This is a genomic window from Nannocystis punicea, assembly GCF_026965555.1.
Classification (GTDB): Bacteria; Myxococcota_A; Polyangia; order Nannocystales; family Nannocystaceae; genus Nannocystis; species Nannocystis punicea.
This window is the reverse complement of the sequence record NZ_CP114040.1, coordinates 5001512-5015320: the sequence shown is the minus strand read 5'-3', so window position 1 is coordinate 5015320 and position 13809 is coordinate 5001512. Positions and strand designations below refer to the sequence as shown.

Genomic DNA, 13809 nt, shown 5'->3' with positions numbered 1-13809 from the left:
CCCCAGGACAGCCTCGTACTCGCGAGCGTCGGGTCCGACGCGGTGGCGGCGGTCCCCCGGGACAGCCGCTCGCGCACCTACTGCGGCGCGCCGTCGGGCACCTGCGGCGACACCGTGATCGGCCGGCCGCGCAGCACCCCGACGAACGCGACCAGCAGCGCGGCTGTCCCGTAGGTCAGCCCGAGCACCACCCCCGCGTCGACGATCCCGCGCCACGGTTGGTCCAGCCCGCGGACCAGGGTGACCAGCGCAGTCACCCCGATCACCAGGCCCCACGACAGGATGAGCCGCTTGCGGTTGGCGAAGAACAGCCCCATGCAGAACAGCGGCGCCAGCGCCACGTGCAGCGGCCGGGGATAGCGGGCCACGTAGAAGGACCGCGCCACCGCCCGCGGCACGAACGCCTTCTGGAACCCCTTGTAGCCCTCGGCGTACAGATTGAACAGCGACCAGCCGACGTACAGCCCCCACTGCAGCGGCGTCATCCCCGTCGACAGCGGCTCCACCGCCAGCGGCGTCAGCCGGAGGATCGCGCTCACCAGCAGCGCGACCACCCCGAGCATGCCCCACACCGCGATCAGCACTGCGGCGGGCGTACGGGGCGGATACAGGCGGACCATCGCGCTCGTCATGGGCGCGCGAATGTACCCCGCCGCCGCCGCCCTGACGACCCGTGCGACCCGAGCGCGCGTCTCGGAGATGGCGGGTTTTCTCCGCGTGCGAATTCGCCCCCGGGCCCGGCCGTGTCACAGCCCACGCCAGGAGCCGCCGGCGCCGGGCCCGGCCGTCTCGGTAGGCACCCCGCGGTCCCTCGCCCCCGCGCGAGCGACCTGTCTCTCGAGCCATCCAGGTCGCCGCGAATACGCTCACCCCGGCCGTGTCTCGACCCACGTTCACCGCGGCGAGCTCACGACCTGTCCTTCGAGACATCGACGTCGCCTCCCAGCCGCTCCCCTCGCAGCCGCGACCCGACCCGTCGCTCGCGCCAGCTAGCTGTCCTTCGAGACATCTCTCCTCCCGGCCGCTCCTCCGGATGTCCCGCTCGCGGGCCTCGACTCTACCCATCGCTCTCGCCAGCTCGTGACCGCACGATCTGTCCCCCGGGACACCTCTCATCACAGCCCCTTGCGCTTCGGCAGCGGTCGGCTCACAAGCTGCGTCCCCGCGGCCCCTCGCTCAACCTGTCTCTCAGGACACCTCGCAGCCCAATCGCTCGTGCATCGGCGCCCCACCGCCACCCGCGCCCGCTCGACCGCGGCCGCACCTGTCCCCCGCGACACCTCGCATCACAGCCGCCTCGGGCAGCGCTTCGGATCGCCACCTGCGTCCGCTCGGCCGCTCGTTCGACCTGTCTCTCAGGTCACCTCGCATCCACACCGCTCGCACCTCGGCGCGCCGCTCTCCGCTCGCGCATCGGCCCGCCGCCCGCTCGGCCGCGGCCCGCACCTGTCTCTCGGGACACCTCACCCTCCCAGCCGCTTGCGCATCGGCACGCAGCGGTGCGGCGGCCGCTTGCCGCTCTGCCTGACGTCGCGGCGCCAGCCGAGGCGCTCGTAGAAGCCGACGGCGTTGAGCGTCGCCCACAAGCGCAGCTCGACCATCCCGAACGCGCGGGCCACTCGCTCGAGGCGCCGCATGAGGCGCAGGCCGAGGCCGCCGCCGGCCGCGCCGGGGCTCACGTACAGCGCCCGGACCTCGCGCGTGGCCAGGCGGACGGCCGCGAACGCCACCACCTGCCCGCCACGTTCGGCCACGTAAACCGTCGACGAGCGCAGCATGCGGGCATAGAGCCCCGGGCTCGGCGCCAGCCACTGATCGATCGCTTGCGGCGGGTAATGGCCGGCGCACAGCTGTCGCACCGAGGCTGCATGGACCGTGGCGATCGCGGCGAGGTCAGCAGGCCGCGCCAGCCGGATCGACGGCGCCCGCACCATGTGAGTGTACACTTGGATGAGGAGTAATTCGTATGCACCACCCCCGCCTCGGGACGCTCGGCGTCGTCGGACTGATCCTCGCCGCGTGCGGCCCCGACACCGCGAGCAAGGCCCAACCCGCGCCCGCTCCGACCACAGTCGCCGCGACTCCTCCAGCCGAGGCCAAGCCCCCCGCGCCCGCCCCCACGCCCGCCGGACCGGGCCAGCTCGACGCCGACCTCGTGCGCGCGGCCGGCACGGCCCAGGGCGTCGAGAAGATCAAGGTCGAGGTCGAGCAGGACGGCTCGATCCGCTACCTCTCCGTCTATCACCAGGACGCTGCGGCGGTGCCCGAGCCGGTGCGCAAGCAGCTCGAGGCGACCTACCCCGGCGCCAAGATGCTGCGCTACGAGACCGAAACCGTGGTCCCGCACGGCCGCCTGCACGAGATCGAGGTCGAGACGGCCGACAAGCAACAGTGCGAGCTGAGCGCCAGGGCCGACGGCGGCGTCGTCTACACCGAGTGCCAGATCGACGCCAAGGCCCTGCCCGAGGCCGTTTGGGCCGCTTTCGACAAGGCCCACCCCGGCGCCGCGATCAAGGAGGTCGAGAAGAAGACCCTCACCGGCGCCGGTGACGAGTACGAGATCGAGTTCGAGACCGGCGGGCGCCTGCACGAGCTTTACTTCAAGCCCGACGGCGCGGTCATCCGCCACGAGCTCGTCCTGCCGGCCGTCATCGAGGTCCCGGCCTAGCGGCGTTTCGCGTCCTCGCGCCTGTCGGCTCCGGCCACCCGGATCTTCCAGACATGCCCGAATAGACAGGTCGGGTCGCTCGCATCCCGTGCGCGCCCTCCGCCCCGCGCCCGGGCCAGCTGTCTTTTCGACCAGGCCGGCCTCGCGATCCCACCGGCGCACCACCTGCCCGGTCCGCCGATCGCCCGACCCACGCACCGGTTCTCGCAACCTGCCCGTTCGGTCAGGTCGACCAAAGCGAGCGCGCCGCCGCGGGAAGCCCCGGGGCGGCGCACTGGCTCAATTTTCGACGCAGGACTCAGTCGTCGCCGTAGTCGTCGTCGCGCCGCCGGCCGCCACGACCGCCACGACCGCCGCCGCCGCGACCACCGCCGCCGCCGCCGCGACCACCACCGCCGCCGCCGCCGCCGCCCCAACCGCCGCCGCCGCCGCCGCCGCGACCACCGCCGCCGCCGCCGCCGCCGCCCCAGTCACGGCCGCCGCCGCCGCCGCCACCACCGCGGGGACCACCGCCACCGCCCTGGAAGCCGCCCGACGGGGCGCGCTCGACGAAGGGCCGCGAGGGCCGATCGCTGCGGGCGCGCTCGACTGCGGCGTCGCAGCGGATGGTCCGCCCGTCGAGCACCGCGCCGTTCATCGCCTCGAGCGCGGCACGACCGGCCGCCTCATCGGCGAACGTCACGAACCCGAAACCACGGCTGCGCATGGTCTCCTTGTCCTTGACGACGATCGCCTCGTCGACCTTACCGAAGGGTTCAAAGGCCGCGCGCAGGCTCTCGTCGCCCGTCGCCCACGCCAGTCCACCGACGAAAATTTTCACTTCTGTCTCTCTCCTATTCTCTCTTCACTGCATGCCACGTCGGCCGTGGCTCGCGGCGCCCTGAGCGGGACCGCGTCGTTGCGTCGACACTCCACAAGCGACACGCCGGACGCACATGCGCGACGCGACCAGAGCGAGGCCGGCTGCGACCCGGCGGGCTCCGTGAGTGTCGATTGAGGTCATGACCAGGAGCAGGATCCGCCCTCGGCCCGGGCGCTGTCAACCTCCGCGAGCCCCTCCGGCGGCGATTTCACCTCACGCGGGACCGGCCTTGATTTCGCCTTCCCCCCTGGAATTCGGGCCCGGGCGGCCACGCCGCCTCCTTACATGAACTCGCGGATCGCCTCGCACGCCGGGGGCGACGAGGTGGGCGTGCCCTCCCCCACAATTGCCGCGCGGGCGGCCCGGGCGAGGTAGAGTCCCGCCCCGTGCCGATCGCAAGCCTGCGCCAGGTCGAAAAGAGCTACGGCGTGCGCCGCGTCCTCGCCGGCGTCAACCTCACGCTGATGACCGGCGAGCGCGTCGGGCTGGTCGGCAACAACGGCTCGGGAAAAACCACCCTGGCGCGGATCCTGGCCGGTTTGGACGCCCCCGACGCCGGTGAAGTCGTCCTCCGGCGCGACGCCTCCATCGCCTACCTCGAACAGGAGCCACGCCTCCCACCCGGCCTCACCGCCCTCGAAGCGGTCCTCACCGGCCTCGGCCAGTGGTCTGCCGCCCGCGCCCGCTACGACGCCGCCACCGCGGCCCTCGAGCGGGCCACGGGATCGGCCGCGGTCGACGCCCTGGTGGCCGAGCAAGCGGCCGCGGCGGCGGAGATCGAGCGTTGCGGCGGGTGGTCGCGGGCCGCGGAGGCCGAGTCGTACCTCGCGCGCCTCGGCGTCCGCGATCCTTCCGCGCCGACCGAGCGGCTCAGCGGCGGCGAGCGGCGTCGCGTCGCGCTCGCGGCCTTGCTGGCGCGGCGGCCCGATCTCGCGGTGCTCGACGAGCCGACCAACCACCTCGACGTCGCCGCCATCGAGTGGCTCGAGCGCCACCTCGCCGAGGACTACTCCGGCGCCGTCCTCCTCATCACCCACGACCGCTACATCCTCGACCGCGTGTGCACGCGGACCTTCGAGGTCGACCGCGGCACCGTCTACGCCTACGAGGGGGGCTTCGGCGCCTACCTCGAGGCCAAGGCCGAGCGCATGGCCCACGCCCAGCGCACCGAGGCCAACCGGCAGAACTTCCTCCGGCGCGAGCTCGAGTGGTTGCGGCGCCAGCCCAAGGCGCGGACCACCAAGCAGACCGCGCGGGTCAACCGGGCCGAGGCCGAGCTGGCCAAGTCGGGCCCGCCGCGCGACCGTCGGGTCGAGCTGTCCCTCGAGGCAGCTCGCAGCGGCAAGACCATCCTCGAGCTGCGCGGCGTCACCCTCGAGCTCGGCCGCGTCCTCGTCCGCGACTTCACCCTCGCGCTCAACCAGGGCGAGCGGATCGGCGTCGTCGGTCCCAACGGCAGCGGCAAGACCACCCTGCTGCGCTCGATCGTCGGCCAGCTCCCGCCCACCGCCGGCGAGGTCGTCCGCGGCAAGCACACCGCGGTCGCCTACCTCGACCAGAACCGCTCCGGCCTCGACGACGATCGCAGCGTCTACGACAACATCGCCGAGCGCCGCCGCGGCCTCGACCTCGGCGGCGGCCACCCGCTCGACATCGCCCGCTACCTCGAGCGCTTCCTGTTCGACCCCACGGCCTACGCCCAGAAGGTCGGCTCGCTGTCGGGCGGCGAGCGGGCCCGCGTCGCCCTCGCGGTGCTGCTCTCGGGCGCCTCCAACCTCGTTCTCCTCGACGAGCCCACCAACGACCTCGACGTCGCCACCCTCGGCGCCGTCGAGGAGATGCTGCTCGACTTCGCCGGCGCCGCGATCATCGTCACCCACGATCGCTGGTTCCTCGATCGCGTCGCCACCTCGATCCTCGCCTTCGAGGGCGACGGCAAGGTCGTGCGCCACCACGGCAACTACAGCGACTACCTCGAGCGCCTGGCCGAGACCGAAGCGGCCGCCGAACCACAGCCCACCGCACGGCCCGCGCATGCGCCCGCGAAGGCCGGCGCGCCCGTCGCCCGACGCGGCCTCAGCCACGCCGAGAAGCGCGAGCTCGACGGGATCCTCGGCAAGATCGAGGCCGCCGAGGGCGAGGTCCAGGAGCTCGAGGCGAAGCTCGGCGATCCATCCGTGTACGGCGGCGGCGGCGACAAGGTCGCCGACCTGGTGCGCAAGCTCGAGGCGGCCCGTCAGCGCGCCGCCGCCCTCGTCGCGCGCTGGGAGGAGCTCGAGCAGCGGAGCGCGGACGCCGGGGCGTGACGTCGCGGCGGTGACCGGCGCGGGCGCCGTCGCGGACGTTATCTGCTTGGGCGCGCGCGCAACTGCTTCTATCCTGCCCTCGTGCCCCGCCTCGCTCTGGTCGCGCCGTTCGCCCTCGTCCTCGCCTCAGGCCCCATCCTCGTCGACACCGCGCACGCCGGCCCGGTCCAGTTCGTCGAGCAGCGCAAGAACTTCATGGTGTTCGACGACGACGGCACCGTCGAGCACGCCAACTGGTTCTCGCGCACCGGCTTCTACGGCGGCTACTACCCGCTCGAGGAGGGCTTCCTCGCCGCCCACTCCGACGACGCCCAGTTCATCGTCGTCTACTCGACCTTCGACCTCGTCGACGGCGTCGGCGCCTTCTATCAGTCGCTCGCCAACGATGTCGGCGGCATCGGTTACTCCCACGCCGCCGAGTTCGATCCCGTGATCCCGGCCGAGTTCTTCGACGACACCCCGAACAGCCAGTTCATCGGCATGTTGCACATGAACAACTGGCGGAAGTTCCTCGACGTCGGCACCACCGAGATCAACGACTGGTGGATCTCGCTCGTGTTCGGCCAGGAGCTGGGCCACGCCTGGCTGGCCTTCCCGCACGTCGCGGGCGGCGACACCAAGCTCCTGCTCGGGCGCTCCCAGGCCCACTGGAGCTTCTACATGAACACAGGCGGCTCGCCCGTCGAGGGCCACCGCTGGACCGACAACGGCGACGGCACCTTCACCGCCGCCAAGCTCGACGAGTTCGAGTTCAGCGACCTCGACCTCTACCTCATGGGCCTCATGCCCGCCGCGGAGGTCCAGCCGTGGTTCGTCATCGAGGACCCCCACGACTGCATCGACTCCGCCCTGCCCGACCAGACCTGTCCCGAGCCCAACTCCTTCCTCTTTAACGCCGAGAGCTTCACCGTCAGCGGCACGCGCCGGGAAGTCACCGTCGACGACGTGATCCAGGCCGAGGGCGAGCGCGTCCCCGCCTACCCCGACGCACCCAACGAGTTCGGCATCTCCTTCGTCCTCGTCAAGCGCCCGGGCGAGGTCCTGTGCGAGGAGGAGTACGCCCTCATCGACGAGATCGTCGACCGCTCGATCGACATGTGGGTCGGCCAGACCCGCGGCCGCGCCACCATCATCAACCGCACCTTCAGCGCCGACCCCATCACCCCCGGCGTCTTCTGCGAGGCCGGCACCAGCTCCGGCGGCGACGACACCGGCGGCGATCCGTCCGGCAACGACGACACCGGCCCGACCGACCCGACCACCGGCGGCCCCGCCACCACCGACCCCACCACCTCCGCCGGCAACAGCAGCAGCGGCGAGGACAGCGACAGCAGCAGCGCCGGCAGCAACACCGACAGCGGCTGCGGCTGCCGCTCCCACGACCGACCCGCCTCCGCGCTCGCCCTGCTGCTCGGCCTCGCCGTCCTGCGTCGCCGCCGCCGGACAACCTGACCTAAAAGCCAGATCACTCCCGCCACGACTCACGCCTCCCGCGAAGCCCTCTCACTCGTCCTCTCGAGGGCCCGAGCCCGCCTGCGCGCGGAGCCGCTGACCGCTCGCTCGTGATCGGACGCCGTCGCATTCGTCACATCGACGACCCCGAGAGCGCTCCCCGGATCGAAGCGACCGAACACAAGAGACGGCGCGTACCAGTCGTACGAGCGAGCATGGGCTGCCGCTCGTGATCGGACGCCGTCGCATTCATCACATCGCCGACCCGAGAGCACTTCGCCTGCGCGGCCGCCCTCTCCTCGCGACAACCCCGGCCCAACCGGGCCGCGTTCGAGAGGGCAGCTCCGCTCTTCGCCGGCCCCCGTCGAGTTGTGCGGCGGCTCTCTCGTTCACGGCGCCTCGCCGACCGCCGCGCACGAGAGGCACGGCGTCAAGGACGCGAAAAAGCGTCTGTTCGGCGGCCAGCCCTGGCCGTCGAACAGGCGCCGGGCAACCTGTCCCCCAGGACATCCTCTATCGAAGCCGGCCGCGCCGTGTCGGCCTCTCACGGCTGCAGCCGTGTCACGAGGTCCGGGGAAGGTCGGCGACGAATACGAGGTAGGATGGGCGCGAGGCACGAGCGTCCATCCAGACGCTGAACTCGTCGCCGATCCTTCCCCGGACCCCGCCGCGAGTCGCAGTCGGTAATTCGCGAAGGCCACTCCCCCGCTCGCAAGCATGTACCGCGGCGAACAGACCGCCTACGAGCAAGAAAGCGCCTGTTCGGCGGCCAGGGCTGGCCGTCGAACAGGCGCCGAGCAACATGTCCCAAAGGACATCCTCCATCGAAGCCGACCACGCCGTGTCGGCCTCACGGCTGCAGCCGTGCCGCCGTGTCCAGACGAGGCTCGACGAATCCCAGGCAGGATGGCGCTGAACTCACCGCCGACCCTGCTCCGGAACTCCGCCGCGAGGTCCAGTCGTCAATTCGCGACGGCCAGCGCTCCGATCTTCGCCGACCCCCGCCCATTGCTCTCCAAGCCTCACATGACCCGAAGGCCACGTCCCAACCAGTCCACCGCGGCGCCGCCACGGCGCCCACCTGACCCGAAGGTCAGATTGCCATCAGCACCGGCACCGGGTGCATGTGGAACGCCCCCGGCACCGGGCACGCGCCCACCCGCGCCGCGCGGCGCGCCGTGAAGTGCGTGATCGTGGCGCGCAGCTCGTCGCTGGTCGGCTTGAGCAGCGTCGCCACGTACTGGTAGCCGATGTCCTCGAAGTCGTCCTCCGGCTCTGCGTGGCACAGATAGCCGCGGCGATCGAGCCAGAGCGTGCGATGGCCGTGGTACTGCGCGAGTTCATCGACGAGACGGGCGACCTGCGGTTCGAGCGACACCATGGGTGCAGCCTTTACACACCTCGATCGCCGTCGCAAAAAATCGGCGCTCCGCGATCACGGACTCGCGATCGCGCGCGCCATGATCCGCGCCGCCTCGAGCATGTGGGGACCTGGTCGGCCCGAGTAGCGCTCGTCGAGCGGCACCACGCGGCCGGCGCGGGCCGCTCGCAGCGCCTCGAGTCCGGGTCGACGGATCAGGTTCTCGGGGTCGAGCTTCTCGACCGCCACCCCGCACCACGACACGAAGCAGATGTCAGGGTCGGCCGCCACCAGCTCGGCCGCCGTGATCTCCACGCTCGCCCCCGGCCTGTCGGCGAACACGTTGACCCCGCCGGCCAGCTCGATGAGGTTGTTGCTGAAGCACGCCGCCCCGGGCGTGAACATCGGCCGCGGCCACCACTCGAGGTACACCCTCGCCGCGCGCGGCGGCCGGGCCCGTCGCAGCGCGGCCGCCTCGGCCTCCATCGTCGCCACCACTTCTTCGGCGCGGGCCTGCACCTCGAGGTCCGCCCCTGCCAGCCGCACCTCCGCGATCACGTCGGCGATCGATCGCGGCGCCAGCACTCGCTGCGGCACCCCCCGCGCGCGCAGCCCGGTGACGATCCGCTCCATCCCCGGCACCGAGAGCGAGCTGAACACAAGGTCAGGTCGCAGCTCCGCCACGCGATCGAGGTCGGGCCCGAGGTCCGGCCCGAGCCGCTCGCACTTCGCCGTCTCCGGCGGCGAGTCCGACGAGTCCTCGCACGCGATCACGCGATCGAAGCAACCCAGGCTGGCCACCAGCTCGGCGTTCGAGGGCGCCAGAGTGATGACCTTTCGGACAGCCTGAGACGGACCCGAGCCGAGGTCCGACAATGTGAATCGTTCCGACGAGATCGGGGCATTTTCCTCATCGACGGCACGAAGCTCGCGGGAGCCCCTCGCCGCGAGCCAGGCGCGAGCCGCGTGGAGCAGGTCGGGGTCTGCCTCGACCGCGGCGCGGGGCAGCATCTGCCGACCCAGCGAGAACACCGCGACGGGTGCGTCACCTCCGCCGCGCGGCCGGAGCTCGAACGCCTGCACCGCCTCCTCGGCCGCGTGTGGCGGCGGCACCGAGGGCGAGCGGACGGCCACGAAACGGCGGGTCTCCCACTGATGCTCGGGCTTTCGCACGGTCGGGAGACTGGCCGCTGGATCCAGAAACGGCAAGGGGCGCTGCCGCAACCGGCAAAGTTTTTGCCGATTTTGCAGCGCCCGATCCGACTTCGGTTAGAGTGCCGGCACACAGGAGGACCTCTATGGAGATCTCGATCAAGGACGCCGCCGATTTGCTCGGCAAGAGCGAGCGCACCGTGCGGCACATGGCCCAGACCGGGCGCCTGCCCGCCCGCCGCGTCGGCTCGCGCTGGCTCATCGACCGCGACGACCTCATGTCGGGCAAGTACAGCGGCCACGGCGACGACGACGTCGCGGCCGAGAGCGCCGAGGCCGAGGCCCCGGCGGCCGACGTCCAGGAGGACAACTTCGACCACGACCACGAGGACGCCGAGGCCTCGATCTCGGCCGAGCGCCCGCGGCTCCGCTTCGACCGCGCCCTGCCGCCCGGCACCCCCTCGGTGCGCGCCCTCGACAGCTTCCACATCGCGGCCGACCTGCTGGCCGAGCTCGGCGAGCTCCGCCGCGACCTCCGCGACGCCCCGCACCTCCGCGACGCCGAGCAGAACCTGCGCGGCTTCATCCAGGCGCTGGCCGACGGGATCCACGCCGACCTCGCCGACCAGCCCGAGCGGTTCCGGGCCGCCCGCACCCAGGTGTGCGCCGCCCTGACCGACCTCATCCACTTCAACGTCACCCAGGACAAGCCCGACCTGACCCCGCTCGTCGATCGCGTCGAGCACGAGCTGCTGGGCTCGCTGCAGGTCCTGATCGGCACCGCCACCGAGCGCTCGAGCTGGCGCTACCGCGTCCGCGGCCTGGCCGAGCGGACCGCCGCGCGCGTGTTCTCGCGCCTGCGCGGGATCGCCGGCGAAGGCCGCGTGGGCGCCCGCCTCGCCGCCCTCGAGGAGCGCTTCTTCGGCGCCTCCGCGGCCGTCACGGTCAACTGAACGGCGTCCGTCGCCGGTGCGATCGGGCAGGTCCTCCAGGACATGTCCGATCGTACATGCATGAAAAGTCAGGGCTGCGGGCGGCGCGCGCGCCATACGGCCTTTTGACTTGTTCGTCCGCTCGACCCGGATCACACCTTCGGCGGAGGAACCACCATGCGAACCCCGCCTCCGCGCCTCATCTTCTGGATCGTGGCGGTCTCATGGATCGGCGGCTGTACGCCGGGCCCCGGCCCCACCGATCCGGACGGACCGATCATCCGCTCCCCCGAACCGAAGCCGGCCGCCCAGCTGCCCGCGCGCCAGCTGGCCGCCCTCGGCGACGCGGCCCTGCTCCCCGCCCCGCAGTGCCACGGCTGCGGCGACGCCAACTGTGCCCGCAGCGCCCCCGACGACGTCTGCCTGGTCCAGTGCAGCAGCTCCGGCGTCCGCCGCTGGGACCTCGGCCAGCTCGGCGAGCAGGAGTGCGACCCCGCCGCCCACAACTTCTGTGAGGCCAACGGCCTCGGCCGCGTGCTCGACTTCTGCTGGGGCGGCTACTCGTGAGCCGCCCTCGCGCCGAGCAAGACACGTCCTCGGCCGCCCTCGACTCTTGCTGAACGGCTTGCGAGCCCCGCTCGCGCCTGAGCACACGTCCTCGGCCCCCCTTCGACTTCTGCCGGGGACGCCGACAGCTCTCCCTAGAGCGCCAACCTCGCCTCACCGTCCCCCTCGTCATGTGGCCGCGAGGCTTTCGGGCGATCGCGGTGCGACTGCGCCTGAGGCCCGTCGACCGGCGCCAGGTCCCGCACGAGCCGCAATCTCGCCCGCCTGCCGAGTTCGGCAGTGCGGCCGCGGCCGAGTCCGGTCGGGGTGACGATGCGCGGTTGGAAAACGAGCACTGGCCTCATGGACATGTCCATGAGGCCAGCCAGTGCGGACGAGCCCCTCGCCTCGCGACCGGGCGCCGGCGTCTGTCGGGTCGTGACTTCAGCGATCAGCTGATCTTCTCGCCCGGCAAGCTGCGCGGGTCGAGCTCGAGCACCGTGATCGCGTCGTCCTTCGCGCCGGCCGCGAGGACCATGCCCTCGCTGACGCCGAACCGCATCTTGCGGGGCTTGAGGTTGGCGAACACGACCACGTGCTTGCCGACCATCTGCTCGGGCGCGTACGACGGGCCGATCCCGCTGAAGATGTTGCGCTGACCGAGCGGCCCGAGGTCGATGGTCAGCTGCAGCAGCTTGTCGGAGCCCTTCACGCGCGCGGCCGCGAGGACCTTGCCGACGCGGAGGTCGACCGCCGAGAGCGCCTCGATGCTGGACTCGGCCGCCAGCGGCTCGACCGTGTAGGCCGGCGCCTCCGGAGCGGCCGGAGCCGCGCCGCCGATCGTCTCCTTGCTGGCCTCGATGATTGCGTCGAGGTTCTTGGGGTCGATGCGCTCGGCCAGCGTCACGTACGCGCCGATCCCCTGGCCCTCGGGCAGCGGATCGCCCGCATTGACGAAGTCGAGCGGCGCCGGCAAGCGCAGGCCCTCCTCGATCGTCGCTGCCCACTTCGGCAGCACCGGCTTGAGGATCGCCGCGATCACCTTGCTCGCCCACATGCCCGCGGTGCAGACCGCCCGCGCGCGCTCGGGGTCCTTGGTGACCACCTTCCACGGCTCCTGCGCCGTGATGTAGGTGTTGAAGTCCTCGGCGATCTCGATCGCCAGGCGCAGCGCCTTGGCCGACTCGAAGCTGGCGAACAGCTCCGGCGCCTGCGCCAGGCGCTCGCGGGCCCGCTCGATCAGCGGCTGCGCGTCCTCGGGGATGGCGCCGAGGCGGCCCTCGAGGCGGCCGGTGAGGAACTTGTGACAGCGGCTCGCCACGTTGGCCGCCTTGTCGACCAGGTCGGCGTTCACGCGCGCGCGGAAGTCCGCCATGTCGAGGTTGATGTCGTCCTGCTCCGGCCCGAGCTTGGCCGCGAAGTAGTAGCGGAGGTACTCGGCCGGCAGGTGGTCGAGGTACGTGCGGGCGAGGATGAAGGTCCCGCGCGCCTTCGACATCTTCTCGCCGTTGACCGTCAGCCACCCGTGCACGTTGACGCGCGTCGGCCTGGTGTAGCCGGCCGCGTGCAGCATCGCCGGCCAGAACAGCGTGTGGAAGTAGACGATGTCCTTGCCGATGACGTGGACGATCTCGGTGTCCTGGCTCTGATCGGCGCGCCAGTACGACGCGAACGAGGCCCGGTCGGGGTGCTCGTCGCACCACTTCTGGGTCGCGCCGATGTAGCCGACCGGCGCGTCGAACCACACGTAGAAGAACTTCTTGCCGTCGTAGCCGGGGATCGGGAAGCCGAAGTAAGGCGCGTCGCGGGAGATGTCCCAGTCGCGCAGGCCGTCGTCGACCCACCGCATCACGTAGTTGCGGACCGCCGGCTGCAGCTTCGCCGTGTTCAGCCACTCGCGCAGGAAGCCCTCGAAGCGGCCGAGCGACACGAACAGGTGCTCCGAGTCGCGCAGCTCCGGCGTGGTCCCGCAGATCGCACAGTGCGGCTCCTTGAGCTCGGTCGGGTTGTACGTGTGGCCGCACTTCTCGCAGACGTCGCCGTACTGGTCCGTCGAGCCGCAGTACGGGCACGTGCCCTTGACGAAGCGGTCGGGCAGGAACATCTGGTCCTTGGGACAGTAGAGCTGCCGCGTGACCCGCTTCTCGATCTGCCCGGCCTCGCGCATCTTCTCGTAGATGAACTCCGCGTGGCGGCGGGTCTCCTCCGAGTGCGTGGTGTAGAAGATGTCGGAGGCGATGCCGAAGTCGCGATAGACCTGCGCGTGCTCGGCGTGCATGCGCGTCACCAGCTCGGCCGGATCCACGCCCTCACGCCGGGCGCGCAGCTCGATCGGCGTGCCGTGGGTGTCGACCGCCCACATGAAGATCACGTCCTCGCCGGCGAGCCGGCGCGCCCGCACGTGGACGTCGGTCTGGATGTACTCGAGCAGGTGCCCGAGGTGGGGCGAACCGTTGGCGTACGGGAGGGCGGCGGTGACGAGGACGCGGCGCGGCATCGCGGCGCCTATAGCACGCTTCGCCCGCTTGCGG

General features: G+C 71.6%; 11 protein-coding genes. 5 read left to right on the top strand and 6 right to left on the bottom strand.

Annotated elements, in window-relative coordinates; all coding sequences use genetic code 11:
* Positions 1-77 precede the first annotated feature (77 nt).
* Entirely contained in the window at positions 78-632 is a 555-nt protein-coding gene (locus O0S08_RS19405; protein WP_269040682.1) for a hypothetical protein, read from the bottom strand.
* An 831-nt stretch (positions 633-1463) separates the two neighbouring features.
* Positions 1464-1931 carry a GNAT family N-acetyltransferase gene (locus tag O0S08_RS19400; RefSeq protein WP_269040681.1) on the bottom strand — a complete coding sequence of 156 codons (468 nt, stop codon included), beginning with the start codon at positions 1929-1931 and terminating at the stop codon, positions 1464-1466.
* Positions 1932-1966: 35 nt separating this feature from the next.
* On the opposite strand from O0S08_RS19400, the gene O0S08_RS19395 reads away from it, so the two are divergent.
* Entirely contained in the window at positions 1967-2668 is a 702-nt protein-coding gene (locus O0S08_RS19395) for a PepSY-like domain-containing protein (protein WP_269040680.1), read from the top strand.
* A 298-nt stretch (positions 2669-2966) separates the two neighbouring features.
* Here O0S08_RS19395 and O0S08_RS19390 read toward each other — a convergent pair whose 3' ends face one another.
* A complete protein-coding gene (locus O0S08_RS19390; RefSeq protein WP_269040679.1) occupies positions 2967-3488 on the bottom strand; it encodes an RNA recognition motif domain-containing protein in 522 nt (173 codons plus the stop codon).
* Between the two features lie 428 nt (positions 3489-3916).
* Here O0S08_RS19390 and O0S08_RS19385 point away from each other — a divergent pair, with 428 nt between their 5' ends.
* Together O0S08_RS19385 and O0S08_RS19380 are read left to right on the top strand one after the other, a co-directional pair.
* The gene (locus O0S08_RS19385; protein ID WP_269040678.1) at positions 3917-5836 is read left to right on the top strand and encodes an ABC-F family ATP-binding cassette domain-containing protein; all 1920 of its coding nucleotides are present in this window, start codon (positions 3917-3919) and stop codon (positions 5834-5836) included.
* 81 nt (positions 5837-5917) lie between these two features.
* Entirely contained in the window at positions 5918-7288 is a 1371-nt protein-coding gene (locus O0S08_RS19380) for an MYXO-CTERM sorting domain-containing protein (RefSeq protein ID WP_269040677.1), read from the top strand.
* A gap of 1093 nt (positions 7289-8381) precedes the next feature.
* Here the strand turns inward: O0S08_RS19380 and O0S08_RS19375 are convergent.
* Positions 8382-8669, bottom strand: coding sequence for a hypothetical protein (locus O0S08_RS19375; protein ID WP_269040676.1), 288 nt, complete (start codon positions 8667-8669; stop codon positions 8382-8384).
* Positions 8670-8723: 54 nt separating this feature from the next.
* Positions 8724-9821 (bottom strand): helical backbone metal receptor, encoded by a 1098-nt coding sequence (locus tag O0S08_RS19370; protein ID WP_269040675.1) that lies wholly within the window; start codon positions 9819-9821, stop codon positions 8724-8726.
* A 125-nt stretch (positions 9822-9946) separates the two neighbouring features.
* On the opposite strand from O0S08_RS19370, the gene O0S08_RS19365 reads away from it, so the two are divergent.
* Both O0S08_RS19365 and O0S08_RS19360 read left to right on the top strand, forming a co-directional pair.
* Complete coding sequence (locus tag O0S08_RS19365; protein WP_269040674.1) at positions 9947-10753, top strand: helix-turn-helix domain-containing protein; 807 nt, start codon at positions 9947-9949, stop codon at positions 10751-10753.
* Between the two features lie 156 nt (positions 10754-10909).
* Complete coding sequence (locus tag O0S08_RS19360; protein ID WP_269040673.1) at positions 10910-11299, top strand: hypothetical protein; 390 nt, start codon at positions 10910-10912, stop codon at positions 11297-11299.
* A gap of 430 nt (positions 11300-11729) precedes the next feature.
* Here O0S08_RS19360 and metG read toward each other — a convergent pair whose 3' ends face one another.
* Positions 11730-13775, bottom strand: a complete 2046-nt coding sequence (gene metG / locus O0S08_RS19355) for a methionine--tRNA ligase (protein WP_269040672.1) — start codon at positions 13773-13775, stop codon at positions 11730-11732.
* Positions 13776-13809: the final 34 nt, after the last annotated feature.

What these genes read in the sequence shown, in the direction of transcription:
- metG (WP_269040672.1), bottom strand. Translation starts at nt 13,775, where the DNA reads ATGCCGCGCCGCGTCCTCGTCACCGCCGCCCTCCCGTACGCCAACGGT.
- O0S08_RS19365 (WP_269040674.1), top strand. Translation starts at nt 9,947, where the DNA reads ATGGAGATCTCGATCAAGGACGCCGCCGATTTGCTCGGCAAGAGCGAG.
- O0S08_RS19375 (WP_269040676.1), bottom strand. Translation starts at nt 8,669, where the DNA reads ATGGTGTCGCTCGAACCGCAGGTCGCCCGTCTCGTCGATGAACTCGCG.
- O0S08_RS19360 (WP_269040673.1), top strand. Translation starts at nt 10,910, where the DNA reads ATGCGAACCCCGCCTCCGCGCCTCATCTTCTGGATCGTGGCGGTCTCA.
- O0S08_RS19405 (WP_269040682.1), bottom strand. Translation starts at nt 632, where the DNA reads ATGACGAGCGCGATGGTCCGCCTGTATCCGCCCCGTACGCCCGCCGCA.
- O0S08_RS19395 (WP_269040680.1), top strand. Translation starts at nt 1,967, where the DNA reads ATGCACCACCCCCGCCTCGGGACGCTCGGCGTCGTCGGACTGATCCTC.